At 71.0% G+C, this 24,191-nt stretch carries 23 protein-coding genes; 13 read left to right on the top strand and 10 right to left on the bottom strand.

Features of this window, described 5'->3' with window-relative positions; translation table 11 throughout:
- Positions 1–157: 157 nt before the first annotated feature.
- Together ACZ5NW_RS18140 and ACZ5NW_RS18135 are read right to left on the bottom strand one after the other, a co-directional pair.
- Positions 158–799, bottom strand: coding sequence for a DUF6230 family protein (locus tag ACZ5NW_RS18140; RefSeq protein WP_468744824.1), 642 nt, complete (start codon positions 797–799; stop codon positions 158–160).
- Positions 800–1,459: 660 nt separating this feature from the next.
- Positions 1,460–2,434 (bottom strand): tetratricopeptide repeat protein, encoded by a 975-nt coding sequence (locus tag ACZ5NW_RS18135; protein ID WP_468744823.1) that lies wholly within the window; start codon positions 2,432–2,434, stop codon positions 1,460–1,462.
- Between the two features lie 212 nt (positions 2,435–2,646).
- Between ACZ5NW_RS18135 and ACZ5NW_RS18130 the strand changes: the two genes are divergently transcribed.
- Positions 2,647–3,297, top strand: a complete 651-nt coding sequence (locus ACZ5NW_RS18130; protein WP_468744822.1) for a TetR/AcrR family transcriptional regulator — start codon at positions 2,647–2,649, stop codon at positions 3,295–3,297.
- Between the two features lie 31 nt (positions 3,298–3,328).
- Here ACZ5NW_RS18130 and ACZ5NW_RS18125 read toward each other — a convergent pair whose 3' ends face one another.
- The 4 genes from ACZ5NW_RS18125 to ACZ5NW_RS18110 form a co-directional block, all read right to left on the bottom strand.
- Positions 3,329–5,029 carry an acyl-CoA mutase large subunit family protein gene (locus ACZ5NW_RS18125; RefSeq protein ID WP_468744821.1) on the bottom strand — a complete coding sequence of 567 codons (1,701 nt, stop codon included), beginning with the start codon at positions 5,027–5,029 and terminating at the stop codon, positions 3,329–3,331.
- A gap of 73 nt (positions 5,030–5,102) precedes the next feature.
- Entirely contained in the window at positions 5,103–5,441 is a 339-nt protein-coding gene (locus ACZ5NW_RS18120; RefSeq protein ID WP_468744820.1) for a DUF3817 domain-containing protein, read from the bottom strand.
- Positions 5,442–5,484: 43 nt separating this feature from the next.
- Entirely contained in the window at positions 5,485–5,994 is a 510-nt protein-coding gene (locus tag ACZ5NW_RS18115) for a MarR family winged helix-turn-helix transcriptional regulator (RefSeq protein ID WP_468744819.1), read from the bottom strand.
- 33 nt (positions 5,995–6,027) lie between these two features.
- Positions 6,028–7,296 (bottom strand): MFS transporter, encoded by a 1,269-nt coding sequence (locus tag ACZ5NW_RS18110; RefSeq protein ID WP_468744818.1) that lies wholly within the window; start codon positions 7,294–7,296, stop codon positions 6,028–6,030.
- An 82-nt stretch (positions 7,297–7,378) separates the two neighbouring features.
- Between ACZ5NW_RS18110 and ACZ5NW_RS18105 the strand changes: the two genes are divergently transcribed.
- A complete protein-coding gene (locus tag ACZ5NW_RS18105; RefSeq protein ID WP_468744817.1) occupies positions 7,379–8,362 on the top strand; it encodes an ArsR/SmtB family transcription factor in 984 nt (327 codons plus the stop codon).
- Positions 8,363–8,374: 12 nt separating this feature from the next.
- Here ACZ5NW_RS18105 and ACZ5NW_RS18100 read toward each other — a convergent pair whose 3' ends face one another.
- Both ACZ5NW_RS18100 and ACZ5NW_RS18095 read right to left on the bottom strand, forming a co-directional pair.
- Positions 8,375–8,680 (bottom strand): MTH1187 family thiamine-binding protein, encoded by a 306-nt coding sequence (locus tag ACZ5NW_RS18100; RefSeq protein ID WP_468744816.1) that lies wholly within the window; start codon positions 8,678–8,680, stop codon positions 8,375–8,377.
- Positions 8,677–9,021, bottom strand: coding sequence for a DUF3817 domain-containing protein (locus ACZ5NW_RS18095; protein ID WP_468744815.1), 345 nt, complete (start codon positions 9,019–9,021; stop codon positions 8,677–8,679). Before ACZ5NW_RS18095 ends, ACZ5NW_RS18100 begins: the two co-directional genes overlap by 4 nt.
- A gap of 176 nt (positions 9,022–9,197) precedes the next feature.
- On the opposite strand from ACZ5NW_RS18095, the gene ACZ5NW_RS18090 reads away from it, so the two are divergent.
- The 4 genes from ACZ5NW_RS18090 to ACZ5NW_RS18075 all read left to right on the top strand — a co-directional run bounded on the left by ACZ5NW_RS18090 (position 9,198) and on the right by ACZ5NW_RS18075 (position 11,845).
- A complete protein-coding gene (locus ACZ5NW_RS18090; protein ID WP_468745100.1) occupies positions 9,198–9,830 on the top strand; it encodes an AIM24 family protein in 633 nt (210 codons plus the stop codon).
- Between the two features lies 1 nt (position 9,831).
- Positions 9,832–10,482 carry an AIM24 family protein gene (locus ACZ5NW_RS18085; RefSeq protein WP_468744814.1) on the top strand — a complete coding sequence of 217 codons (651 nt, stop codon included), beginning with the start codon at positions 9,832–9,834 and terminating at the stop codon, positions 10,480–10,482.
- Positions 10,479–11,276, top strand: coding sequence for an AIM24 family protein (locus ACZ5NW_RS18080; protein WP_468744813.1), 798 nt, complete (start codon positions 10,479–10,481; stop codon positions 11,274–11,276). Before ACZ5NW_RS18085 ends, ACZ5NW_RS18080 begins: the two co-directional genes overlap by 4 nt.
- A 92-nt stretch (positions 11,277–11,368) precedes the next feature.
- Positions 11,369–11,845, top strand: a complete 477-nt coding sequence (locus ACZ5NW_RS18075) for a MarR family winged helix-turn-helix transcriptional regulator (protein WP_468744812.1) — start codon at positions 11,369–11,371, stop codon at positions 11,843–11,845.
- A gap of 51 nt (positions 11,846–11,896) precedes the next feature.
- On the opposite strand, the gene meaB is transcribed toward ACZ5NW_RS18075, so the two are convergent.
- Positions 11,897–12,853 (bottom strand): methylmalonyl Co-A mutase-associated GTPase MeaB, encoded by a 957-nt coding sequence (gene meaB / locus ACZ5NW_RS18070; protein WP_468744811.1) that lies wholly within the window; start codon positions 12,851–12,853, stop codon positions 11,897–11,899.
- 39 nt (positions 12,854–12,892) lie between these two features.
- Positions 12,893–14,101, bottom strand: a complete 1,209-nt coding sequence (locus ACZ5NW_RS18065; RefSeq protein WP_468744810.1) for an acetyl-CoA C-acetyltransferase — start codon at positions 14,099–14,101, stop codon at positions 12,893–12,895.
- Between the two features lie 149 nt (positions 14,102–14,250).
- Between ACZ5NW_RS18065 and mce the strand changes: the two genes are divergently transcribed.
- From mce to ACZ5NW_RS18030, 7 genes are all read left to right on the top strand, one after another.
- Positions 14,251–14,691, top strand: coding sequence for a methylmalonyl-CoA epimerase (gene mce / locus ACZ5NW_RS18060; protein WP_468744809.1), 441 nt, complete (start codon positions 14,251–14,253; stop codon positions 14,689–14,691).
- A gap of 210 nt (positions 14,692–14,901) precedes the next feature.
- Positions 14,902–18,783: a polarized growth protein Scy gene (gene scy, locus ACZ5NW_RS18055; RefSeq protein ID WP_468744808.1), complete on the top strand. Its 3,882-nt coding sequence runs from the start codon at positions 14,902–14,904 to the stop codon at positions 18,781–18,783.
- Positions 18,784–18,966: 183 nt separating this feature from the next.
- On the top strand, positions 18,967–19,905 hold the full coding sequence (locus tag ACZ5NW_RS18050) for a cellulose-binding protein (protein WP_468744807.1): 939 nt from the start codon (positions 18,967–18,969) through the stop codon (positions 19,903–19,905).
- 85 nt (positions 19,906–19,990) lie between these two features.
- On the top strand, positions 19,991–20,956 hold the full coding sequence (locus tag ACZ5NW_RS18045; protein ID WP_468744806.1) for an ABC transporter ATP-binding protein: 966 nt from the start codon (positions 19,991–19,993) through the stop codon (positions 20,954–20,956).
- Position 20,957: 1 nt separating this feature from the next.
- A complete protein-coding gene (locus tag ACZ5NW_RS18040; protein WP_468744805.1) occupies positions 20,958–21,728 on the top strand; it encodes an ABC transporter permease in 771 nt (256 codons plus the stop codon).
- 131 nt (positions 21,729–21,859) lie between these two features.
- Positions 21,860–23,164, top strand: coding sequence for an ABC transporter ATP-binding protein (locus tag ACZ5NW_RS18035; protein WP_468744804.1), 1,305 nt, complete (start codon positions 21,860–21,862; stop codon positions 23,162–23,164).
- A complete protein-coding gene (locus ACZ5NW_RS18030; protein WP_468744803.1) occupies positions 23,161–24,039 on the top strand; it encodes an ABC transporter permease in 879 nt (292 codons plus the stop codon). Before ACZ5NW_RS18035 ends, ACZ5NW_RS18030 begins: the two co-directional genes overlap by 4 nt.
- Positions 24,040–24,191: the final 152 nt, after the last annotated feature.

Here is a 24,191-nt window from a genome sequence, read left to right as displayed (position 1 = left end):
GTAGGCGTGGAGAAGCCGGAAAGTCTGAGTCTGTGAAGGTGAGCCCGGCGCCGGCCGGGCCGGCTCGCGGGGGCGGAGAAGCACCGGCTTCCCCGCCCGCGGCACGAGCCCCCCGGGACGGCTCAGCCGCCCCGGGTCACCCCGGTGACGGGAACCGTCAGAAGCACTCCATCTTGGGGTCGAAACCAAGACGCATCGACAGGCCGCTGAGCTTGAACGTGCCGGCCGTGGTCGCCCACGCCGTCTGCTTGACGTCCGTCAGGTCGGCCTTCTCGGCCTGCTGGGCGAAGCCGCCCGGCAGGGTGCTCGGGTCCTTGACCGCGGGGCCGCGGCTCTTGTCCTTGAGCGCCACACCGATGTCGATGTTGGTGAACGTGGCATCGGCGTCGAGCTGGGCGACGTCGATGTACAGGTCCTTGGCCTCGACCTTGTGGTTCTCGTCCGGGCCCGCCTCAAGACGGAGGTAGACCGTCTTTCCTATGAGGGGGATCTCCGTCTTGACGGACTGGCACATGTTCGTGATCTTGGCCGTCTCGAACGACGAGATCGCGACCGGGTGGATCGTCTTCGTCTTGCCGTCGGTCGTCGTGTAACCGCTGTCGATACCGCCGTACTGGGCGAACCCGTCACCCTCGAGGTGTCCGGCGCGGACCTTGAACTCCTGGCCGGAGACGCTGAAGGAGGCCGCGAGGGCACCCTGCGCCAGACCGACACCGACACACGCTGCGGCGGCGACGCTGGGCACCATGACCACAGCGAACCGCTTCCATCTGGTCCCGCCACGCACCTGGGACTCCATATTTCCTCCTTCTCGGACGTACATCTCCTGCTCCGGCCCGCCTCCTGGACGGCGGCTCAGCCAGGCAGAGATGGGAGAAGTGCTACGTCCTCGGGAAGGGTCAGCGCCCGCGCTCGGAGGCACGGATACCGCGCCCGAATCACCGGCGATCACCCCCGAGCGACAACCACTGGTCGCGCCTGACACGCATCACGCACAACCTTGCTGGACAGGCTTCACCGTGGCGAAGACCCCCCTGTCCAAGGACCGGCGCCACTGCCGCCGGGTCCTGCTCGGTGGGGACCCAGGAAGTCCCGTGACCCGATTGGCTGTCGGGGTACGGGAATGGACCGAGCGTCGCCGATCGTGGTGCATTCTCGGCCCGGGCACAAGGGGGTTCGTTACTGGCTAGTAACGGCCGGATAACCGAAGCACGACCCACAGGTCTCGACCGGCGACGCAGGGTGGCGTGAAGCCCCTGGACAAAATCGTTGATCGATGGACAGAACCGGGCAGAACAAGGGCCTTAACTTACTGCCAGTAACAGCCAAGGCGATTACCAAGATTTGGTAAAGCGCGATCCCGCCGGGGCCCCGTCGGCAGAACTTTCACTCCGGCACCACATGCCCTGACGTTTAGCGGCAGGTGGTGACGGGGCCCCCGCCCCGATTCGGTCCCGTCCTAGAACAGGGCGCGCGCCAAGGCCCGTCGGGCCGCGCTCACCCGCGGATCGTCCGCTCCCACGACCTCGAACAGCTCCAGCAGCCGCACCCGTACGGCGTCCCGGTCGTCCCCGGCCGTGCGCGCGACCGCGTCGATGAGCCGCCCGAAGGCGTCCTCGACATGCCCGCCCACCAGATCCAGGTCGGCGGCGGCGATCTGCGCGGCCGGGTCGGCCGGCTTCTCCGCCGCCTCCTTACGGACCGCCTGCGGGTCCATGTGCTGCACCCGCTGCAGCAACTCGGCCTGCGCGAGGCCCAGTTTGGCCTCGGTGTTGCCGGGGTCGTCGGCGAGCACATTGCGGTACGCCTGGATCGCGCCGCCCATGTCGCCCGCGTCCAGCGCCTGTACGGCGGCTTCGAGCAGCGCGTCGTACGGCCCGGCCGCCACCGGCGCGGGAGCCGTACGGTCGCCCGGCTCTGCGTCGGGGTCGACGGTGAGGCCGGTCAGCCCGAAGCGCTGCTCGGCGACCTGGACCAACTGGTCGAGGGTCTGCCGGATCTGCGCCTCGCCCGCGGCGCCCTGGAAGAGGGGCAGCGCCTGCCCGGCGACGACGGCGAAGACGGCCGGGATCCCCTGGATGCCGAACTGCTGCATCAGCATCTGGTTGGCGTCGACGTCGATCTTGGCCAGCAGGAAGCGCCCGTCGTACTCGACGGCGAGCCGCTCCAGGACGGGGCTCAGCTGCTTGCAGGGCTGACACCACTCGGCCCAGAAGTCGATGACGACGGGCACCTCGGCGGAGCGCTGCAGGACATCGCGCTCGAAGCCCGCCTCATCGACGTCGATGACGAGATCGGCGGGCGAGACGGCTCCGCTCCCGCCCTGCCGTGCGGCGTCGGCACGCGCCTGCTCCGCCTTCGCCTTGGCCTCCTGGGCCGCCTTCACCGCGGCGAGGTCGACGACTCCGCTCATGGACATGTTCCGTGGCTGCATGCGTCTATCCTCCCCCGTCCGCGCGCGTGCGTGAAAAACGATCGATCGGAAAAGCGCCGGGGTCCCCACCCGCGCCCGTCCTCGTCGCCCGTGCACGTCCAGCACGAGCTTTCGCTACGAGTCGTAGCGTAATGGCAGGAGGGGTCGCCGCGACACCACGCGCCGGTGATCTCCCTCACGACCGCGCGGAAACGGCCGGTTATGGTCGTGGGATGCAGAGCCGCACCCCCGCCAGCCGCACCGGACGCCCGCGCAGCGCCGCCGCTGACGCCGCGATCCTGGCGGCCACCCGCGAGGCGCTGGTGGAACTCGGCTGGTCCCGGCTCACCCTGGGGGATGTGGCGACCCGCGCCGGGGTCGCGAAGACGACGCTGTACCGGCGCTGGGCCGGCAAGCACGAACTGGTGGTCGACGCGGTCGCCGAACTCTTCGACGAACTGGAACTCCCCGACCGCGGCAGCCTGGCCGCCGACATCGAGGGCGTGGTCCTGCAGTTCGCGGCGATCCTGGCCCGCCCCGAGGCCAAGAACGGCCTGATGGCGGTGGTGGCGGAGGCGACCCAGGACGAGGCCCTGCGCGAACGCGTCCGCGCCTCCATCGTGGACCGGCAGATGCGCCTGGTCCTGGAGGGCCGCGCGAGGGCCCAGTGCCGGGGCGAGCTCCCCGCGGAACCCGACCCCGAGGAGTCCGCCCGTACGGGGGAGCTGATCTTCGACATGGTCGCGGGTGCGGTGGTCCACCGCACCCTGGTGAGCGGCAAGCCGGCGGACGAGGAATGGGTCCGCAGCTTCACGCGGGTCCTGCTGACGGGCCTGATGTCCCAGCCCTCCCCACCCGCCGGGTCGGACGGCGGGTGGGCGTAGGACCGGGCAACGGCGCCTGGAAACCGGCGGGTCAGAAACCGGCGGGTTCGGTGTACACCCCCCACTCGTCCCGCAGCACCCCGCAGATCTCCCCGAGCGTCGCCTCCGCCCGTACGGCGTCCAACATCGGCTCGATCATGTTCGAACCGTCGCGGGCGGCGGCCAGCATCGCGTCGAGGGCGGCACGGACGCGGGCGTCGTCCCGGGCGGCCTTGCGCGCGCCGAGCACCCGCACCTGCTCGCGCTCCACCTCGTGGCTGACGCGCAGGATCTCCAGGTCGCCGGTGACCGAGCCGTGGTGGACGTTGACGCCGACGACCCGCTTCTCGCCCTTCTCCAGGGCCTGTTGGTAGCGGAAGGCGGACTCGGCGATCTCGCCGGTGAACCAGCCGTCCTCGATGCCGCGCAGGATGCCGGAGGTGATGGGGCCGATGGGGTGCCGTCCGTCCGGGTGGGCCCGCAGACCCCGCTCCTTGATCTGCTCGAAGATCTTCTCGGCGTCGGCCTCGATGCGGTCCGTGAGCTGCTCGACGTACCACGAACCGCCCAGCGGGTCGGCCACGTTGGCGACGCCGGTCTCCTCCATCAGCACCTGCTGGGTGCGCAGCGCGATCTCCGCGGCCTGCTCCGACGGCAGGGCCAGCGTCTCGTCGAGGGCGTTGGTGTGCAGCGAGTTGGTCCCGCCGAGCACCGCCGCGAGCGCCTCCACCGCCGTACGCACCACGTTGTTGTACGGCTGCTGCGCGGTCAGCGAGACACCGGCGGTCTGCGTGTGGAAGCGCAGCCACTGGGCCTTGTCGGACCTCGCGCCGTACACGTCCCGCATCCAGCGGGCCCAGATGCGGCGCGCCGCGCGGAACTTGGCGATCTCCTCGAAGAAGTCGACGTGCGCGTCGAAGAAGAAGGAGAGGCCGGGCGCGAAGACTTCGACGTCGAGCCCGCGCGAGAGCCCCAGTTCCACGTACCCGAAGCCGTCCGCCAGCGTGTACGCCAGCTCCTGCGCAGCCGTCGCGCCCGCCTCGCGGATGTGGTAGCCGGAGACCGACAGCGGCTTGTACGCGGGGATGCCCGCCGCGCAGTGCTCCATCAGGTCGCCGATCAGCCGCAGATGGGGCTCGGGCTGGAAGAGCCACTCCTTCTGGGCGATGTACTCCTTGAAGATGTCGGTCTGCAGGGTGCCGTTGAGGACCGACGGGTCGACGCCCTGCCGCTCGGCGGCGACGAGGTACATGCAGAAGACGGGGACCGCCGGCCCGCTGATCGTCATCGACGTGGTGACATCGCCCAGCGGAATGTCCTTGAACAGGACCTCCATGTCGGCGGCCGAGTCGATGGCGACCCCGCAGTGGCCGACCTCGCCCAGCGAGCGCGGGTCGTCGGAGTCGCGGCCCATGAGCGTCGGCATGTCGAAGGCGACGGAGAGACCGCCGCCGCCGTTGCCGAGGATCATCTTGTAGCGCTCGTTGGTCTGCTCGGCGTTGCCGAACCCGGCGAACTGGCGGATGGTCCAGGTACGGCCCCGGTAGCCCGTGGGGTAGAGGCCGCGGGTGAACGGGTACTCACCCGGCCAGCCGATCCGCTCGAAGCCCTCGTATGCGTCCCCCGGCCGGGGCCCGTACACCGGCTCCACGGGGTCCCCGGAGAGCGTGGTGAAGTCGGCGTCGCGCTTGCGCGATGCGTCGTACCGGGCCTGCCAGCGTCGGCGGCCCTCCTCGATGGCGTCAGCGTCCATGCTTCGAATTTACTAGGACGTCCTAGTAAATGTCGATGGGGGTCCGCCGTACGTGTGCGTACGGCGGTACCGGCTAGGCCTTCGCGACGGCGGGCGCGGGCTCGCCGAGGCGGCTCTCCAGTTCCTTGGAGATCTTGCGCTCCACGAAGAACGCGGCCGTGGGAACGGTGCCGGCGAGCAGGACCCACAGCTGCTTGCCGACCGGCCACTTCGCCTTGGAGCCCAGGTCGAAGGCGACGACCAGGTAGACGACGTAGAGCCAGCCGTGCGCGATGGCGACGACCCGGGTGAAGTCGGCGGCGCCGTCGACGTCGAGGCCGTACTTGGCGATCATGCCGAGGCACAGAAGGACGAGCAGCACACCGGTGACGTAGGCCAGGACGCGGTAGCGGGTCAGCACAGACTTCTTCATGCGGTCGAGCGTAACCGCCCGTTTCGGGCGATCTTCCGGCGGGCTACTCCTCGTCGAAGTCGCGCGCGGCCACCCGCAGGGGCCGCAGCAACGCGAAGATCTCCCCGCACTCCTCCGCGTCGTACACCCCGAGGCCGAAGTCCATCGCCATCAGGTCGCGGGTGGCCGCGTCGACGACCTCCCGGCCCTTCTCGGTGATCGTGGCGAGCGTGCCACGCCCGTCGTTCGGGTTGGGGCGCTTGGCCACCAGGCCCGATTTCACCAGGCGGTCCACCGTGTTCGTCACCGACGTCGGGTGCACCATGAGCCGCTCGCCGATCTTCGACATCGGCAGTTCGCCCGCCTTGGAGAAGGTGAGCAGCACCAGCGCCTCGTAGCGCGCGAAGGTCAGCCCGTACGGCTTGACCACCGCGTCGACCTCGGCGAGCAGGATCTGGTGCGCCCGCATGATCGAGGTGATCGCGGCCATGGACGGCACGTTTCCCCAGCGCTGCTTCCAGAGCTCGTCGGCGCGGGCGATGGGGTCGAACGGGAGACTGAGGGGCTTGGGCACGTCATCAGACCCTACCCGTCGGTCATATCGTGGTCAGCCCCGTCTCGCGTTTCGGTCGTCCCGGTCTTCGGCGTCGGTCCGCCCGGTCCGGTGCGCCTCCAGGGCCAGCAGTACGCAGCACACCGTCCCCAGTACTCCGGCACCCGCGACCGTCGCCCGTACCCCCACCACCTCGGCCGCCGCGCCGGCGAGCGCCATGCCGACGCCCTGGAACGTCATCAGCCCGGCGGTGAGCAGGGTCATCGCCCGCCCCCGCACCTCCTCCGGCACCGCCCGCACGAACCACTGGTCGGCGCCGAGGGTGTACGCGGAGCCCGCGCCGGAGAGCGCCAGCAGGAGCAGGGAGAGCGGGAGGCCCGGGTGGAGGGCGTATCCCGCGTACGGCAGCAGCGTCACGCAGACCAGCGGCAGCGCGATCCGCTCCCGGGCCGCCGGACGCAGGCGGGCGCCCGCGAACAGCTCGCCGGCGATGGTGCCGACGGGCAGGGCGCACATCAGCAGGCCGAGGGCGGTGGTGCCGACGCCCAGGTCGTCGGCGTAGGGGGCGGCGAGGGCCTCCGGGGCGACGGAGAACGCCGGCGGCACCCAGAAGAGGAGCAGCAGGACGCGGACGCGGCGGTTCGCGAGGACCTGGCCGGCGCCCCGGAGGGAGTCCTTCACCAGGGCACCGCCGTCCCGCGCGCGGGCGGGCCTGCGCCGGGTGCCGAGACGCAGGAGCGCGGCGGAGGAGAGGAAGGTGACGACGGTGATCAGCAGGGCCTGGCGCGGGGAGGCGACGGCGAGCAGCACACCGCCGAGACCGAAGCCGACGAGGAGGGCGCTCTGGGCGGTGATGCGCAGCAGGGAACGGCCGAGGACGAAGAGGTCGCCGTCACCGAGGATGTCCGCGAGGGTCGCCATCCGGGTGCCGGCGAACACGGGGCTGACGACGGCGAGACAGCAGCGCAGGGCGAGGAGCAGGGCGATGGGCGCCCCGGGCGCGGTCATCGGCACCACGCAGGCCGCGCACACCAGGTCGCAGACCACCAGCACCCGCCGGGCCGGGTAGCGGTCGGCGACGCCCGCGAGAAGGGTGCCGCCGACGAGGTAGGGCAGGAAGCCGAGGGCGAACGCGAGCGCGCTGAGCAGCGGCGAGCCGGTGAGGTCGTAGACGAGGACGGACAGCGAGATCTCGGCGACGATCAGGCCGAGCATGGACATCAGGTGGGCGGCGAAGACGGCACGGAACTCGCGCACGGCGAAGACGCGGGCGTAGCCGGTGGGCGGCGCCGGCGCGGCGACCGTCAGGTCGTCGGAGGACATGGGCAGCAGCCTGCGGTGCGGCGGACCGCGGCCGTATTCTTTCGGCTACAGCCGAATCTTCCGCGCGTTCCTGGTGATTCCCGTGCCCTCTTACCTCCACTTCGGCGAGGACGACTTCCTCCGGTGCCGGTTCGCCCTCTCGCCGCTGTGGGAGACACAGGAAGCCGTGCGCTCCCTCAAACGGGCCGAGCGGCACGGCTACCACCTGCCGTGGCGACGACGGATCCGGGCGGCGGCCGACGCGCTCGACCTGTCGGGGTTGTGGCTGCTGATGCCACGGCGGGGCCACTCACCCGACTGGCTCTGCCCGCCGCCCATCGGCGCGGCGGCCGGCTTCGACGAGGAGATCGCGGCGGTGCGGGCCGCCGATCCGGAACTCGCCCGCGAGGACACCGCGCGCTCGCTCGCCGACACCCCGGGGGCGACGGAGTCCGCGCGCGGGCGGGCCTGGCTCGCGGATCCGCAGCGGATGATCCGGGAGCTCGCGGATGCGCTGGAGCGGGCCTGGCACACCCTGATCGAGCCGGACTGGCCCCGGCTGCGGACCCTGCTGGAGGCGGACGTCACCTTCCACTCACGCCGCCTCGCCGAGGTCGGCCTCGGCGAGCTGCTGCCGGAGATCCACCCGTCGTGCGGCTGGGAGGCCGGGACGCTGACGATCGCGACACGGGGCGAGCACGAGCGGCATCTGGCGGGGCAGGGGCTGGTGCTGATGCCGAGCGTGTTCGTGTGGCCGGACGTGATCAGCGGCTTCGACCCACCCTGGCAGCCGACGCTCGTCTATCCGGCACGCGGCATCGGCGGGCTGTGGAGCGAGCCGGCGGACCGGTCCCCGGACACGCTGGTACGGCTCCTGGGGCGCGGCCGGGCCGGCGTCCTCACGGCACTCGACGAACCGGCCACGACCTCCGCCCTGGCCCACCGCCTCGCCCTCGCCCCGTCCTCGGTCTCCGCCCATCTGACGGTGCTCCGCGACGCCGGCCTGCTGATCGCGCGACGCTACGGCCACCAGGTGCTGTACGAGCGCACACCGCTGGGGATGGCGCTGATGTCGGGCGGGACGTGAACCGGGGGGCGCCTACTCGCCCTGCCCCTGCTCCAGATGCCGTTCCACCGTCGCCACCTTGGACGTGAGGCCGTCCGTCACCCCGGGGCGGATGTCCGCCTTCAGGACCAGGGAGACGCGGGGGGCGCGGGCCTCGACCGCGGCCACGGCCTGCTTGACCACGGCCATGACCTCGTCCCACTCACCCTCGATCGACGTGAACATCGCGTCGGTGCGGTTCGGCAGGCCCGAGTCGCGGACCACGCGGACCGCGTCGGCGACGTACTCCCCGACGTCCTCGCCGACGCCCAGGGGCGTGACGGAGAAGGCCACGATCATGCGTTGACGATCCCTTCCTTGCGGGCGCGCGCGGCGATGACCTCGTCCTCCGCGGCGCGCTTGAGCTTGCGCTCGGCGAAGAAACCGCCGGTCGGCAGCACGGAGAGGACGAAGTAGAGGGCGGCGGTGCCGAACGACCACTTCGTACGGTTCCAGGCGTCCGCCCAGAAGATCACGTAGAGGATGAAGAGCACGCCGTGGATCGCGCCCATCACGGGCACCGCGTTGAAGTCCGTCGTCCTCTTCAGCACCGAGCAGACGAGCAGGAGCAGGAACGACACGGCCTCGGGGGCCGAGACCAGGCGGAGGCGGCGGAGGGCGGTGGCTGTCTTCAGGTCCACGGGTCACCTTCGGGGAGTTCGGCAGGACGGGCAGCTTTGTGAACGCGCGCACAAGCGTTCGTCCATTGTGGCAAACCGTCGCGGCGCCCGGGCCGTAGGGGTCCGCTCAGGGTCGCTCTCCACCTCCGGGCCCTGTCCGCTCCGCCCGCCCGACCGCTACCTTCCCTTGCGTGGCGATGTTCCGACTGCAAGGCAGCAAGGTCCTCGCCGTCGACATGACCGGAGACGCCGTGAAGGCGAAGAACGGCTCGATGGTCGCGTACGACGGGCAGATGGACTTCAAGAAGATGAGCGGCGGCGGCGAGGGTCTGCGGGGGATGGTGACCCGGCGGCTCACCGGCGAGCAGATGACCGTGATGGAGGTGAAGGGGCATGGCACGTGCTGGTTCGCGGACCGCGCCTCGGAGATCAACCTCGTCAGTCTCCAGGGGGACAAGCTGTATGTGGAGTCGAGCAATCTGCTCGCGACCGACGCGGGCCTGAGAACCGGCACGACCTTCACGGGTCTGCGCGGCGCCACCCAGGGCAACGGTCTGTTCACGACGACCATCGAGGGCCACGGCCAGGCGGCGATCATGTCGGACGGCCCGGCGGTGGTCCTGCGCGTCAGCCCGCAGTACCCGCTGTCCGTCGACCCGGGCGCGTATGTGGCGCACCAGGGGAATCTGCGGCAGTCCTTCCAGTCCGGTGTGACGTTCCGCACGCTGCTGGGCGAGGGCGGCGGCGAGGCCTTCCAGATCCGCTTCGAGGGCGACGGCCTGGTGTACGTCCAGCCGAGCGAGCGGAACACGATCGCGGGGGATGTGTGACATGGCCTTCCGTGAGATCAACTCCAAGATGATCGAGGCGACCGTCGTCCCCGGCCAGCGGCTGTTCAGTCAGCGCGGCGCCATGCTCGCCTACCGGGGCGAGGTGTCCTTCACGCCCAATATGCAGGGCGGCCAGGGCGGTGTGATGTCCATGATCGGGCGGCGCCTCGCCAACGAGGACACCCCGCTGATGACGGTCGAGGGCAGCGGCACGGTCCTGTTCGGGCACGGCGGCCACCACGTCCAGGTCATCCAGCTCACCGGCGACACGCTGTACGTGGAGGCGGACCGCCTCCTCGCCTTCGAGGGCACGCTCCAGCAGGGCACCATGTTCCTGGGCTCCCAGGGCGGTGTGATGGGCATGGTCCGCGGCCAGATCAGTGGCCAGGGACTGTTCACGACGACCCTGAAGGGCCACGGCGCGGTGGCCGTCATGGCGCACGGCGGCGTCTTCGAGATACCGATCACCCCGCAGCGGCCGGTCCATGTGGATCCGCAGGCCTATGTCGCCCACCACGGCGACGTCCGCAACAAGCTGTCGACGGCGCTCGGCTGGCGGGACATGGTGGGCCGCGGCTCCGGCGAGGCGTTCCAGCTGGAGCTGAGCGGCAACGGTGCGGTGTACGTCCAGGCGTCGGAGGAAAAGCTGTGAGCCACTACCCGGGCGGGGGTCCCACCGTGTACGACCCCATGACGCTCCCCGCCGACGACAACGTCAACAACTACACCTTCTGCGTGGAGCTCAAGGGCTCCCAGTGGTTCCTGCAGAAGGGGAAGATGATCGCCTACTACGGCGCGATCGAGTTCAACGGCATCGGGCACGGTCGTTTGGACCGACTTGTCCGCACGTCGTTTCATTCGCCGTTGCACGCGAGCGACTGGGTCGTGGCCGAGGGCTCGGGCAAGATGCTCCTCGCCGACCGGGCCTTCGATGTGAATTCGTACGACCTGGACGAGGGCAATCTGACCATTCGCTCGGGCAACCTGCTCGCTTTTCAGCCAAGTCTGTCGCTCAAGCAGTCGATCGTCCCAGGTTTTCTGACGCTGATCGGAACCGGAAAGTTCGTGGCCGCATCTAACGGTCCGGTGGTGTTCATGGAACCTCCCCTCCGGGTGGATCCGCAGGCACTCGTCGGCTGGGCCGACTGCCCCTCCCCGTGCCATCACTACGACCACGGGTACATGACAGGCGTGATGGGCGGTCTACGTGCGATGACGGGCCTCGGCGGGGCCTCCGGCGAGGAGCATCAGTTCGAGTTCGTGGGGGCCGGCACCGTACTGCTCCAGTCGACCGAGACGCTGATGGCGGAGCAGGCCACGGGGACGGTTCCGCCCCAGGCCGGAGTACCGGGTGGCGGCGGGGGTCACGGCCCCCAGGGAGCGGTGCAGGGGGTACCGCGCCTTCCCGGACAGCTGGGAGACCTCCAGCGTCGCTTCGGGCTGTGAGCGGTAGTCTGCGGAGTGTGACATCGAACGCGTGCGCACAGTCACACCACCCTCACTAGTTCGCCTTTCAACTTCTTAGGTAGACTTCATTCATGGAGACCGAGACGGCCACGCGCTGGCTGACCGATGCGGAGCAGTGCGCCTGGCGCACCCACCTGGAGGTCAACAGGCTGTTGACGTACCAGCTCGAAAAGGACCTGCAGCCGTTCGGCCTGACGATGAACGACTACGAGATCCTGGTCCATCTCTCCGAATCGGAGGATGTGCGGATGCGGATGAGCGACCTAGCCTCCGCCACCCTCCAGTCCAAGAGCCGCCTCTCGCACCAGATCACCCGCATGGAGAACGCGGACCTGGTGCGCCGTGAGAACTGCGAGTCCGACCGTCGCGGGCTGTACGCGGTCCTCACCGAGCACGGCATGGAGACGATGAAGAAGGTCGCGCCCCATCATGTGGCGTCCGTGCGGAGGCACTTCATCGACCTGCTGTCCCCCGAGGCCCTGTCGGAACTCGACAAGGCTCTGAAGCCCATCGCGGAACACCTGCGCGGGCAGCGGGGCCGCCCGTAACGAACACTGCCCCGCGCCCCTCGAGGGGCGCGGGGCAGTGTCCCCCGCCGCTCAGCCCTGGGTCAGCCCCGCCACCAGCTCGTCCGCGGCCCGGTACGGATCCAGCTCGCCGGCGACGATGCGATCCGCCAGGGCGCCGAGATGCCGGTCCCCGTGCAGATCACCGATGCGTTCGCGAAGAGCCGTCACCGCGATCGTCTCCACCTCGCGGGACGCCCGGGCCAGCCGCCGCTCCGCGAGGACCCCGTGCTCCTCCATCCACGCGCGGTGCTTCTCCAGCGCCTCCACGACCTCGTCGACGCCCTCGCTCCGCGCCGCGACCGTCTTCACGATCGGCGGGCGCCAGTCCCCCGGCCCCCGCGCCTCGCCCAGGCCCAGCATGTGGTTCAGCTCACGGGCGGTCGCGTCGGCGCCGTCCCGGTCGGCCTTGTTGACCACGTAGACGTCGCCGATCTCCAGGATGCCCGCCTTGGCCGCCTGGATGCCGTCACCCATGCCGGGGGCGAGCAGCACCACGCTGGTGTCGGCCTGGGAGGCGATCTCCACCTCCGACTGGCCCACCCCCACCGTCTCGACGAGGATCACGTCGCAGCCCGCCGCGTCCAGCACCCGGATCGCCTGCGGGGCCGCCCAGGCGAGGCCGCCCAGATGGCCGCGGGTGGCCATCGAGCGGATGTACACACCGGGGTCGGAGGCGTGCTCCGACATCCGCACCCGGTCCCCGAGGAGCGCGCCCCCGGAGAACGGGGACGACGGGTCGACGGCGAGCACGCCGACCCGCCTGCCCTGCTTGCGGTACGCGGTGACCAGGGCCGACGTCGACGTCGACTTGCCCACGCCCGGCGACCCGGTCAGGCCGACCACGTACGCGTTGCCCGTCAGCGGGGCCAGGGCCGCCATCACCTCCCGGAGCTGCGGGGACGCCCCCTCCACCAGCGAGATCAGCCGGGCCACGGCCCGCGGCCGGCCCTCCCTCGCCTGGGCGACCAGCGTGGCGACGTCCTGCATCACGGCTCCGTTCAGAGATACGGCGTACAGAGGGGGAACTCAGGCCTTGGGTACCCGCACGATCAGCGCGTCACCCTGACCGCCGCCGCCGCACAGCGCCGCCGCGCCGACACCGCCGCCGCGCCGCTTCAGCTCCAGGGCCAGGTGCAGCACCAGCCGGGCGCCGGACATGCCGATCGGGTGGCCCAGGGCGATGGCCCCACCGTTGACGTTCACCTTTTCCGTGGACAGGCCGAGGTCCTTCATTGACTGCACCGCCACCGCGGCGAAGGCCTCGTTGATCTCGACGAGGTCGAGGTCGGAGACCTCCAGGCCCTCCTTCTTCAGGGCGTGCAGGATGGCGTTGGACGGCTGCGACTGGAGCGAGTTGTCCGGGCCCGCCACATTGCCGTGGGCGCCGATCTCCGCGATCCACTCCAGGCCCAGCTCCTGCGCCTTGGCCTTGCTCATCACGACCACGGCCGCCGCGCCGTCGGAGATCTGCGAGGACGTGCCGGCCGTGATGGTGCCGTCCTTGGTGAACGCCGGCCGCAGCTTGGCCAGCGACTCCACCGTGGTCTCGGCGCGGATGCCCTCGTCCTTGCTGAAGACGACCGGCTCGCCCTTGCGCTGCGGGATCTCGACCGGGGTGATCTCGGCCTCGAAGACGCCGTTCTTCTGGGCGGCGGCGGCCCGCTGGTGGGAGAGGGCGGCGATCTCGTCCTGCTCGGGGCGCCGGATGCCGAGCCGGGTGTTGTGCTTCTCCGTGGACTCACCCATGGCGATGCCCTCGAAGGAGTCCGTCAGACCGTCGTAAGCCATGGCGTCGAGCATCTCGATCGCCCCGTACTTGAAGCCCTCGCGGGACTTCGGCAGCAGGTGGGGGGCGTTGGTCATGGACTCCTGGCCGCCCGCGACGACGATGTCGAACTCGCCCGCGCGGATCAGCTGGTCGGCCAGCGCGATGGCGTCGAGGCCCGAGAGGCACACCTTGTTGATGGTGAGCGCCGGGACGCTCATCGGGATGCCCGCCTTGACCGCGGCCTGGCGTGCCGGGATCTGCCCTGCCCCGGCCTGGAGCACCTGGCCCATGATCACGTACTGCACCTGGTCGCCACCGATCCCCGCACGGTCGAGGGCGGCCTTGATCGCGAAGCCGCCGAGGTCGGCTCCGGAGAAGGACTTCAGCGAGCCGAGCAACCGCCCCATGGGCGTGCGCGCACCCGCGACGATCACAGAAGTGTTCGCTGCAGAATTTGCGGAAGACATGTGCTGCGATCCCCTTACCGGCCTGCACAGCCGAGGAGTGAACGAGGGTTTACTTCGAATGTACTGATGGGTTGTCCGTCACGTCATCGGGCGGTCGGTGTGATCGCGCGCACGTTGCGTAACCACCTCCCGAGCGCTGCACTGAATCCATGCTGACGCGAATCGACCACATCGGGATCGCCTGTCACGACCTCGACGCCACCGTCGAGTTCTACCGGGCCACGTACGGCTTCGAGGTGTTCCACACCGAGGTCAACGAGGAACAAGGCGTGCGCGAGGCCATGCTCAAGATCAACGAGACGTCCGACGGCGGCGCCTCCTACCTCCAGCTTCTGGAGCCGATCCGGGACGACTCCCCCGTGGGCAAGTGGCTCGCCAAGAACGGCGAGGGCGTGCACCACATCGCCTTCGGTACGGCGGACGTCGACGCGGACTCCGCGGACATCCGCGGCAAGGGCGTACGCGTTCTGTACGAAGAGCCGCGACGCGGCTCCATGGGGTCACGGATCACCTTCCTGCACCCCAAGGACTGCCACGGCGTACTGACGGAACTGGTCACTTCGGCGCCGGTTGAGTCCCCTGAGCACTGACCCCCGTACATAAGGGCCGGTAGGGTTGGGCGTGGTCGCCGCTCCCTACCGCGGCGACCGCGGGCCGGGGTCCGGGTTTCGGGGGTACGAGCGGCGGGCGGCAGCCCATGCTCCGCCGTTGATCTGACACCATTCCCCGGGGGCCCCGTCCGGCGGATGGACGGAGCTCGTTTGGCAAGCTTGCGACCAGGGGACGGATGGGACCGCGCAGTGCGGGGCTACGAGAGCCAGGAGCGGGAGCCGGCGGCTGACGTCGACCACCTCACTCGGTTCGAAGCCGAGATGAAGCGGCTGAAGACCGAGCGGGAAAAGGCGATCCAGCACGCCGAGGACCTCGGCTACCAGGTCGAGGTGCTGCGCGCCAAGCTGCACGAGGCGCGGCGCACCATCATGTCCCGGCCCGCCTTCGACGGGGGGGACATCGGCTATCAGGCCGAGCAGCTGCTGCGGAACGCCCAGGTGCAGGCGGACCAGCTGCGCCAGGACGCCGAGCGGGAGCTGAGCCAGGCGCGGGCGCAGACCCAGCGCATCCTCCAGGAGCACGCCGAGCAGGCGGCCCGGCTCCAGGCGGAGCTGCACCAGGAGGCGGTGACCCGGCGTCAGCAGCTCGACCAGGAGCTGGCCGAACGCCGCCAGACCGTCGAATCGCACGTCAACGAGAACGTGGCATGGGCCGAGCAGCTGCGCGCCCGCACCGAGGCGCAGGCCCGGCGGCTGCTCGACGAGTCGCGGGCCGAGGCCGAGCAGGCGATGGCGGCCGCGCGCGCCGAGGCGGAGCGGCTGACCGGCGAGGCCCGGCAGCGGCTGCAGTCCGAGGCGGAGGCGGCCCGCACCGAGGCCGAGCAGATCCTGCGCCGGGCGCGCACGGACGCCGAGCGGCTGCTGAACGCCGCCTCCACCCAGGCCCAGGAGGCCACCGACCACGCGGAGGCGCTGCGCTCCTCCACCGCGACCGAGTCCGACGCGGCCCGCCGGCAGGCCGGCGAGCTGAGCCGCGCCGCCGAGCAGCGCATGGCGGAGGCCGAGGAGGCCCTGCGCAAGGCGCAGGCCGAGGCGGAGAAGCTGGTCACGGAGGCCAAGGACGCCGCCGCCAAGGCGCTGGCCGGCGCCGAGGCCGCCAACGAGACGCGCACCCGCACCGCCAAGGAGCAGGTCGCCCGCCTGGTCAGCGAGGCCACCAAGGAGGCCGAGACCACCAGGGCGGACGCCGAGCAGCTCGTCGCGGACGCCCGCGCCGAGGCCGAGAAGATCGTCGCCGAGGCCGCCGAGAAGGCCCGTACGATCACGGCCGAGGAGAGCGCGACCCAGCTGTCCAAGGCGGCCAAGACCGCCGAGGACGTGCTCAACAAGGCGGCCGAGGACGCCCGCAGCACCACCAAGGCGGCGGCCGAGGAGGCCGAGCGGATCCGCGCCGAGGCCGAGGCGGAGGCCGACCGGCTGCGCGCCGAGGCGCACGACATCGCCGAGCAGCTCAAGGGCGCGGCGAAGGACGACACCAAGGAGTACCGCGCCAAGACGGTCGAGCTGCAGGAGGAGGCCCGCCGGCTGCGCGGCGAGGCCGAGCAGCTGCGCTCCGAGGCCGTCGCCGAGGGCGAGAAGATCCGGGCCGAGGCGCGCAAGGAGGCCGTCCAGAAGATCGAGGAGGCCGCCCGGTCCGCCGAAGAGCTGCTGGCGAAGGCCAAGGCCGACGCGGACGAGCTGCGGCAGACCGCGACGACGGACAGCGAGAAGGTCCGCACCGAGGCCATCGAGCGCGCCACCACGCTGCGCCGGCAGGCCGAGGAGACCCTGGAGCGCACCCGCCAGGAGGCGGAGCGGATCCGCGCGGAGGCCGTCGAGCAGGCGGAGACGCTGAACGCGGACGCCGAGCGGGCCGCGAGCGAACTGCGCGAGGAGACCGAGCGCGCCGTCGAGGCCCGCCAGAGCGAGGCCGCCGCCGAGCTGACCCGCCTGCACACCGAGGCGGAGTCCCGGCTGACGTCGGCCGAGCAGGCGCTGACCGAGGCCCGCGAGGAGGCCGCGCGGATCCGCCGCGAGGCCGGCGAGGAGATCGACCGACTGCGCACCGAGGCGGCCGAGCGGATCCGCGCCCTTCAGCAGCAGGCCGCCGAGGAGGCCGACCGGCTGCGCACCGAGGCCGCGGCGGACGCGTCCGCGTCCCGGGCCGAGGGCGAGGCCATCGCCGTACGCCTGCGGTCGGAGGCCGCGGCCGAGGCCGAGCGGCTGAAGACGGAGGCGCAGGACACCGCCGACCGGGTGCGCGCGGAGGCGCAGGCCGCCGCCGAGCGGCTGGCGACCGAGGCGTCCGAGACGCTGGCCGCCGCCCAGGAGGAGGCCGTACGGCGCCGGCGCGAGGCCGAGGAGACGCTCGGCGCGGCCCGCCAGGAGGCCGACCAGGAGCGGGAGCGGGCCCGCGAGCAGAGCGAGGAGCTGCTGGCGAGCGCGCGCAAGCGCGTGGAGGAGGCGCAGGCCGAGGCGACCCGGCTGGTCGAGGAGGCCGAGCGGCGCGCCGGCGAGATGGTGTCGGCGGCCGAGCAGCACGCCCAGCAGGTGCGGGACTCGGTGGCGGGGCTGCACGAGCAGGCCCAGGAGGAGATCGCGGGCCTGCGCAACGCCGCCGAGCACGCGGCGGAGCGCACCCGGCGGGAGGCCGAGGAGGAGGCGGACCGGGTCCGCGCCGACGCCTACGCCGAGCGGGAGCGCGCGGGCGACGACGCGAGCCGGGTCCGCCGCGAGGCGAACGAGGAGGCGGAGGCCGCGAAGGCGCTCGCCGAGCGCACGGTCGCGGACGCGATCTCCGAGGCCGAGCGGATGCGTTCGGACGCCTCCGCGCACGCCCAGCGGGTGCGCACCGAGGCGTCCGACGCCCTCGCCGAGGCCGACCAGGCGGCGGCACGCACCCGCGCGGACGCCCGCGACGACGCCAACCGGATCCGTTCGGACGCGGCGACCCAGGCGGACATCCTCATCACCGAGGCGCGCGCGGAGGCCGAGCGGCTCCAGACGGAGACCATCGCCGAGGCCGAGCGCCTGCAGACCGAGACGGCCGCCGAGGCCGAGCGGGTGCGGGCCGAGTCGGTCGCCGCGGCCGAGCAGCTCATCGGGGAGGCCACCGGGGAGGCGGAGCGGCTGCGCGCCGAGGCCGCCGAGACGGTGGGCTCGGCCCAGCAGCACGCCGAGCGGCTGCGCGCCGAGGCGGAGCGGGTGCGGGTCGAGGCGGCGGCGGAGGCCGAGCGGCTGGTCACCTCCGCGCGCGAGGAGGCCGACCGCACGCTGGACGAGGTCCGCCAGGAGGCCAACAAGCGGCGCTCGGAGGCCGCCGAGCAGGTCGACAAGCTCATCACGGAGACCACGTCCGAGGTCGACAAGCTGCTCACCGAGGCGCAGGAGCAGGCCCACCAGACCACCGCGGACGCGGAGGCGCAGGCCGACACGATGGTCGGCGCGGCCCGTACGGAGGCGGACCGGATCCTCTCCGAGGCGACCGTCGAGGGCAACTCGCTGGTGGAGAAGGCCCGTACGGACGCGGACGAGCTGCTCGTCGGCGCCCGCCGGGACGCCACCGCCATAAGGGAGCGGGCGGAGGAGCTGCGCGACCGCATCACGTCCGAGATCGAGGACCTGCACGAGCGGGCCCGCCGTGAGGCCGCCGAGACGATGAAGTCGACCGGCGACCGCTGCGACGCGCTCATCAAGGCGGCCGAGGAGCAGCTCGCCAAGGCGCAGGCGAAGGCGAAGGAGCTGGTGTCGGAGGCCAACTCCGAGGCCGGCAAGGTGCGTATCGCCGCGGTGAAGAAGGCCGAGGGGCTGCTCAAGGAGGCCGAGCAGAAGAAGGCGACGCTCGTCAAGGAGGCCGAGGAGCTCAAGGCCGAGGCGATCCGCGAGGCCCGGCGCACGGTCGAGGAGGGCAAGCGGGAGCTGGAGGTCCTGGTGCGCCGGCGCGAGGACATCAACGCCGAGATCTCGCGCGTGCAGGACGTGCTGGAGGCCCTGGAGTCCTTCGAGACCCCGGCGGCCGCCAAGGACGGCGCTGTCAAGGCGGGTGCGACGATCGGCGCCCCCCGATCGGGTGGCAAGCCTTCAGACACCTAGCGGAAGCTGTCCATTCCGTTGAAGTCTGGGGGCTTTGCCCTGGTCCTTGGCAAGCGTTCTCACCGCCCGCCACTCAAAAGAGGTGTCATTCTCCAGATCAAACACGTATCCGCTCGATGACACACCGCTTCGGCCCCTAGGATTCCACCTATCACCTCACCGGTCTCATTCGACAGGAACCCCATGAGCGACACTTCCCCCTACGGCTTCGAGCTTGTGCGGCGTGGATACGACCGCGCTCAGGTGGACGAACGCATCTCGAAGCTCGTCTCCGACCGTGACAGCGCTCTGGCCCGCATCACCGCTCTCGAGAAGCGCATCGAGGAGCTCCACCTCGAAACGCAGAACGCCCAGGCTCAGGTGACCGACGCAGAGCCGTCGTACGCCGGTCTCGGCGCGCGTGTCGAGAAGATCCTCCGCCTCGCCGAGGAAGAGGCCAAGGACCTGCGCGAGGAGGCCCGCCGCGCGGCCGAGCAGCACCGCGAGCTCGCCGAGTCGGCGGCCCAGCAGGTCCGCAACGACGCAGAATCGTTCGCTGCGGAGCGCAAGGCCAAGGCTGAGGACGAGGGCGTCCGGATCGTCGAGAAGGCCAAGAGTGACGCCGCGCAGCTGCGCTCGGAGGCGCAGAAGGACGCGCAGTCCAAGCGCGAGGAGGCGGACGCCCTCTTCGAGGAGACCCGCGCGAAGGCCGCGCAGGCCGCCGCCGACTTCGAGACGAACCTCGCCAAGCGCCGCGAGCAGTCCGAGCGCGACCTGGCGTCGCGTCAGCAGAAGGCGGAGAAGCGGCTCGCGGAGATCGAGCACCGCGCGGAGCAGCTGCGCCTGGAGGCGGAGAAGCTGCGCACCGACGCCGAGCGCCGCGCCCGCCAGACGGTCGAGACGGCGCAGCGCCAGGCCGAGGACATCGTGGCCGACGCCAACGCCAAGGCCGACCGGATCCGGTCGGAATCCGAGCGCGAGCTGGCCGCCCTCACCAACCGCCGCGACAGCATCAACGCCCAGCTGACGAACGTCCGCGAGATGCTCGCGACGCTCACCGGCGCGGCGGTGGCGGCGGCGGGCACGCCGGCGACGGACGACGAGCCGATCTCCCGCGGCGTTCCGGCGCAGCAGTCCCGGTAACGGGCAGGCGTACGGCGGCTGAAAACCATCGGAGCCCTCTGCCATTGCGGTGGCAGAGGGCTCCGTCCCGTTCTAGCGTGGCCGCATGATCGAGCTCGAAGGGCTGACCAAGCGGTACGGCGAGAAAGTGGCGGTGGACCACCTCACCTTCACCGTCAGACCGGGCATCGTCACGGGGTTCCTGGGTCCGAACGGCGCGGGCAAGTCCACCACGATGCGCATGCTGCTCGGGCTCGACCGGCCCACCGCCGGCGACGTACGGATCGACGGCAAGCACTACGACCAGCTCAAGGACCCCCTCAAGTACATCGGCGCCCTGCTCGACGCCAAGGCCGTGCACGGCGGGCGCAGCGCCTTCAACCATCTGCTGTGTCTGGCCCAGAGCAACGGCATCCCCCGGAACAGGGTGCACGAGGTCCTGGACACCGTGGGTCTCACCGCGGTGGCGAAGAAGAAGGCCAAGGGCTTCTCCCTGGGCATGGGACAGCGTCTGGGCATCGCGGGCGCGCTGCTCGGCGATCCGCGGATCCTGATGTTCGACGAGCCCGTCAACGGCCTCGACCCCGAGGGCATCCACTGGATCCGCAACCTGATGAAGTCGCTGGCCGCGCAGGGTCGTACCGTCTTCGTCTCGTCGCACCTCATGAGCGAGATGGCGCTGACCGCCGACCACCTCGTCGTCATCGGCCAGGGCCGCCTCCTCGCCGACACCTCCATGGCCGACTTCATCGACCGCAACTCGCGCTCGTACGTGCGGATCCGCACCCCCCAGCGGGAGCGGCTGCTCGATGTGCTGCACGGGGCCGGGATCACGGTCGTGGAGACCGGCAGCGGCGTCCTGGAGGTCGACGGCGGCAAGTCCGAGCACATCGGGGAGCTCGCCGCGCAGTACAACATCGTGCTGCACGAGCTGAGCCCCCAGCAGGCCTCCCTGGAGGAGGCGTTCATGCAGCTGACCGCCGAGTCGGTCGAATACCACGCGCACACCGACCCGGCGGCCGCCCCCACGCCGCCGCAGCAGCAGTGGGGCGAAGGCTGGAGGAAGGGCTGACATGGCGGCCACCCAGGTCATCCGGTCCGAGTGGACGAAGATCCGCTCCGTCGCGTCCACGGTCTGGACGCTCTCCCTCGCCGTGGTCGTCACGATCGCCCTCGGCATGCTGATCTCCGCGCTGTCGAACCACGAGTTCGACAACATGAGCCGCAACGACCGGCTCTCCTTCGACCCCACCTACATCAGCTTCGCCGGGATGGCCCTGGGCCAGCTCGCGATGATCGTGTTCGGGGTGCTCGTCGTCTCGAACGAGTACAGCACCGGCATGATCCGCACCTCGCTCGCCGCCGTCCCGCAGCGCGCCACATTCCTGTTCAGCAAGATCTCCGTGGCCACCGGGCTGGCGCTCGTCGTCGCCCTGGCCACCAGCTTCGTCTCGTTCTTCCTCGGGCAGGCGATGCTCGGCGACCACAAGGCGTCGATCGGTGACCCGCATGTCCTGCGGGCGGTGATCGGCGGTGGCGTCTATATGACGCTCATCGCCGTGTTCTCCATGGGCGTCGCCGTGATGCTGCGCTCGCCGATGCTGTCGCTGGGCATCCTGATGCCGTTCTTCTTCCTGATCTCCAACATCCTGGGCAACGTCAGCGCCACGAAGAAGATCGGCCGATACCTCCCCGACCAGGCCGGCAGCAGGATCATGCAGGTCGTCACCCCGATCGACGACGACACGCCCTACGGGCCCTGGGGCGGGCTCGCGATCATGGTGGTGTGGGTGGTGGCGGCGCTGGCCGGCGGCTACGCCCTGCTGAAGCGGCGCGACGCGTAACCCGGCGGGCGGGGATTGAGGGATCCCTTTTTTACCCTCTCTTGGCTGGAACCGTCAGCGACTGGATATCCTCCTACCTCTTACGGGGGCGCGTGCGCCCGCTGTCCTGAACCTTTCGATGGGTGCGGAGCATGATCGAGGCTGTCGGCCTGACCAAGCGCTACGGCGACAAGACCGCCGTGTACAACCTTTCCTTCCAGGTGCGGCCCGGAGCCGTCACCGGCTTCCTCGGCCCCAACGGCTCCGGCAAGTCGACGACGATGCGGATGATCCTGGGCCTGGACAACCCGAGCTCGGGGACGGTGACGATCGGCGGCTTTCCCTACCGCAAGCTGCCGAACGCGCCCCGCCAGGTGGGCGCCCTGCTCGACGCCAAGGCGGTGCACGGCGGCCGGTCCGCCCGCAACCACCTGCTGAGCCTGGCCCAGCTGTCGGGCATCCCGGCGCGCCGCGTCGACGAGGTGCTCGGGGTGGTGGGCCTCCAGGAGGTGGCGAAGAAGCGCTCCAAGGGCTTCTCCCTGGGCATGGGCCAGCGCCTCGGCATCGCCGCCGCGCTGCTCGGCGACCCCCAGGTGCTGCTGTTCGACGAGCCGGTCAACGGCCTCGACCCCGAGGGCATCCTCTGGGTGCGCAATCTGATGAAGGCGCTCGCGGCGGAGGGCCGTACGGTCTTCGTCTCCTCGCACCTGATGAGCGAGATGGCGCTGACCGCGGACCATCTGATCGTCATCGGGCGCGGGCAGTTGCTCGCCGACATGAGCGTGCAGGCCTTCATCGAGGCGAACTCCGCGGGCTTCGCGCGCGTGCGCACCCCGGACACCGAGCCGCAGCTGCGCGAGAAGCTGACGTCCGCGCTCACCGAGGCGGGCGGGCATGTGCTGCCCGAGCAGGACGGCGCGCTGCGGGTGACGGGACTGGCGCTGCCCCGTATCAGCGACATCGCCCACGACACGGACGTACGCCTCTGGGAGCTGTCGCCGCATCAGGCCTCGCTGGAAGAGGCGTACATGCGGATGACGCAGGGGGCCGTCGACTACCGCTCGACGATCGACCAGAAGGCGGGCCTCCAGCAGCCGCTGCCGCCGGGCGCCCAGCCCCCCATGCCGGTCCCCGGACAGGGCCAGCCCGGCTGGTACGCCCCACCGCCCCCCGCGAGCCCCTACGGCGGCCACGGCGCCCCGCCGGCCCCCGGCACGGCGCCCGCGCCCGCGCCCGCCGGAGCGAACCCGTACGCTCAGCCGGCCCCGGCCGCCCCCACCGCCCCGCCGAGCCCGGGCCCCGTGGCAACGACCCCCGCGAGCCCGGCCCCGGTGGCGGCGGCCCCCGCCCCGCAGGACCAGGCCCCGCCGGCCACCGCGCCCGCCGCCCCGGCCGCCGCGCCGCAGGCTCCCGCCTCCGCCTCCACCCCGACGACCCAGTCCGAGGACGCACGATGAGTACCCCACAGTCGCCCGCACCGGCGCCGCAGCAGGCCATGTCCGGCTGGCAGCAGCCGGCGGTCCCGGGCGCCTACCCCGGTTACACCTCGCCGATCCCCGTCGTCCGCACGCACCTGGGGCACGCGCTCTCCTCCGAGTGGACGAAGATCCGCTCGGTGCGCTCCACGATGTGGACCCTGGGTGTCTTCGTGCTGCTCGTCATCGGCATCGGCTTCGCCACGGCCGCCCTGGTCGCCGCGAACTCCGACGGCGACATGGAGGGCGAGAACCCGCTGGCGCTCGGCTTCTTCGGCCTGCTGCTCGGCAGCATGTGCGTGATGACCCTCGGCGTGCTGACGACCGCCTCCGAGTACGGCACCGGCATGATCCGTACGACCATGACCGCCTGCCCGTCCCGGGGTCGGGTGCTGGCCGCGAAGTCGCTGGTGTTCTTCCTCGTCGCCTTCACCGTGACGCTGGTGTCCACGGTGGTCGTGGCCCTCGTCGACGCGGCGCTGATCACCGACGCCAAGGAGCCGAGCGGCGGCGAGTGGCTGAAAGGCACCGTCGGTGTCTCCCTCTACATCGCGCTGCTCGGCCTGATCTCGCTCGCCATCGGCTCGATCATCCGCCACTCCGCGGGCGCGATCACCATCATGATCGGTGTGGTGCTGGCCCCGCTGGTGATCGCGCTGTTCATGTTCTCGTCCTCGCTGGAGGACGTGCGCCAGGCCCTGTTCGAATACTCGATCCCCAACCAGCTGAGCGTCTTCTACTCCACGTCGCTCACCGAGACCGGGCCGTCCGGCTGGGACCCGCTGTGGATCGGCCTGGGCGTCGCGGCCGCGCTGTTCGCCCTCGCCTTCGGCCTGCTGGAGAAGCGGGACGTCTGACGGCCTCGGGCCTCAGAACTTCGGCGCGTTACGGGACCGGCGCACCCCCCGGGTGTGGGGGGTCCCCGCGTTCCCACCCGCCTTTTTCCAGTGCCGGGTGTCGTCGACCCCCCAAGGGTCCGAGCCCGAAAAAAAATGCGGGGAGCCGTTCA

The organism is Streptomyces sp. NPDC032126 (assembly GCF_055580085.1).
The sequence above is the reverse complement of the archived record's forward strand: the minus strand, read 5'-3'. Positions and strand labels throughout refer to the sequence as shown.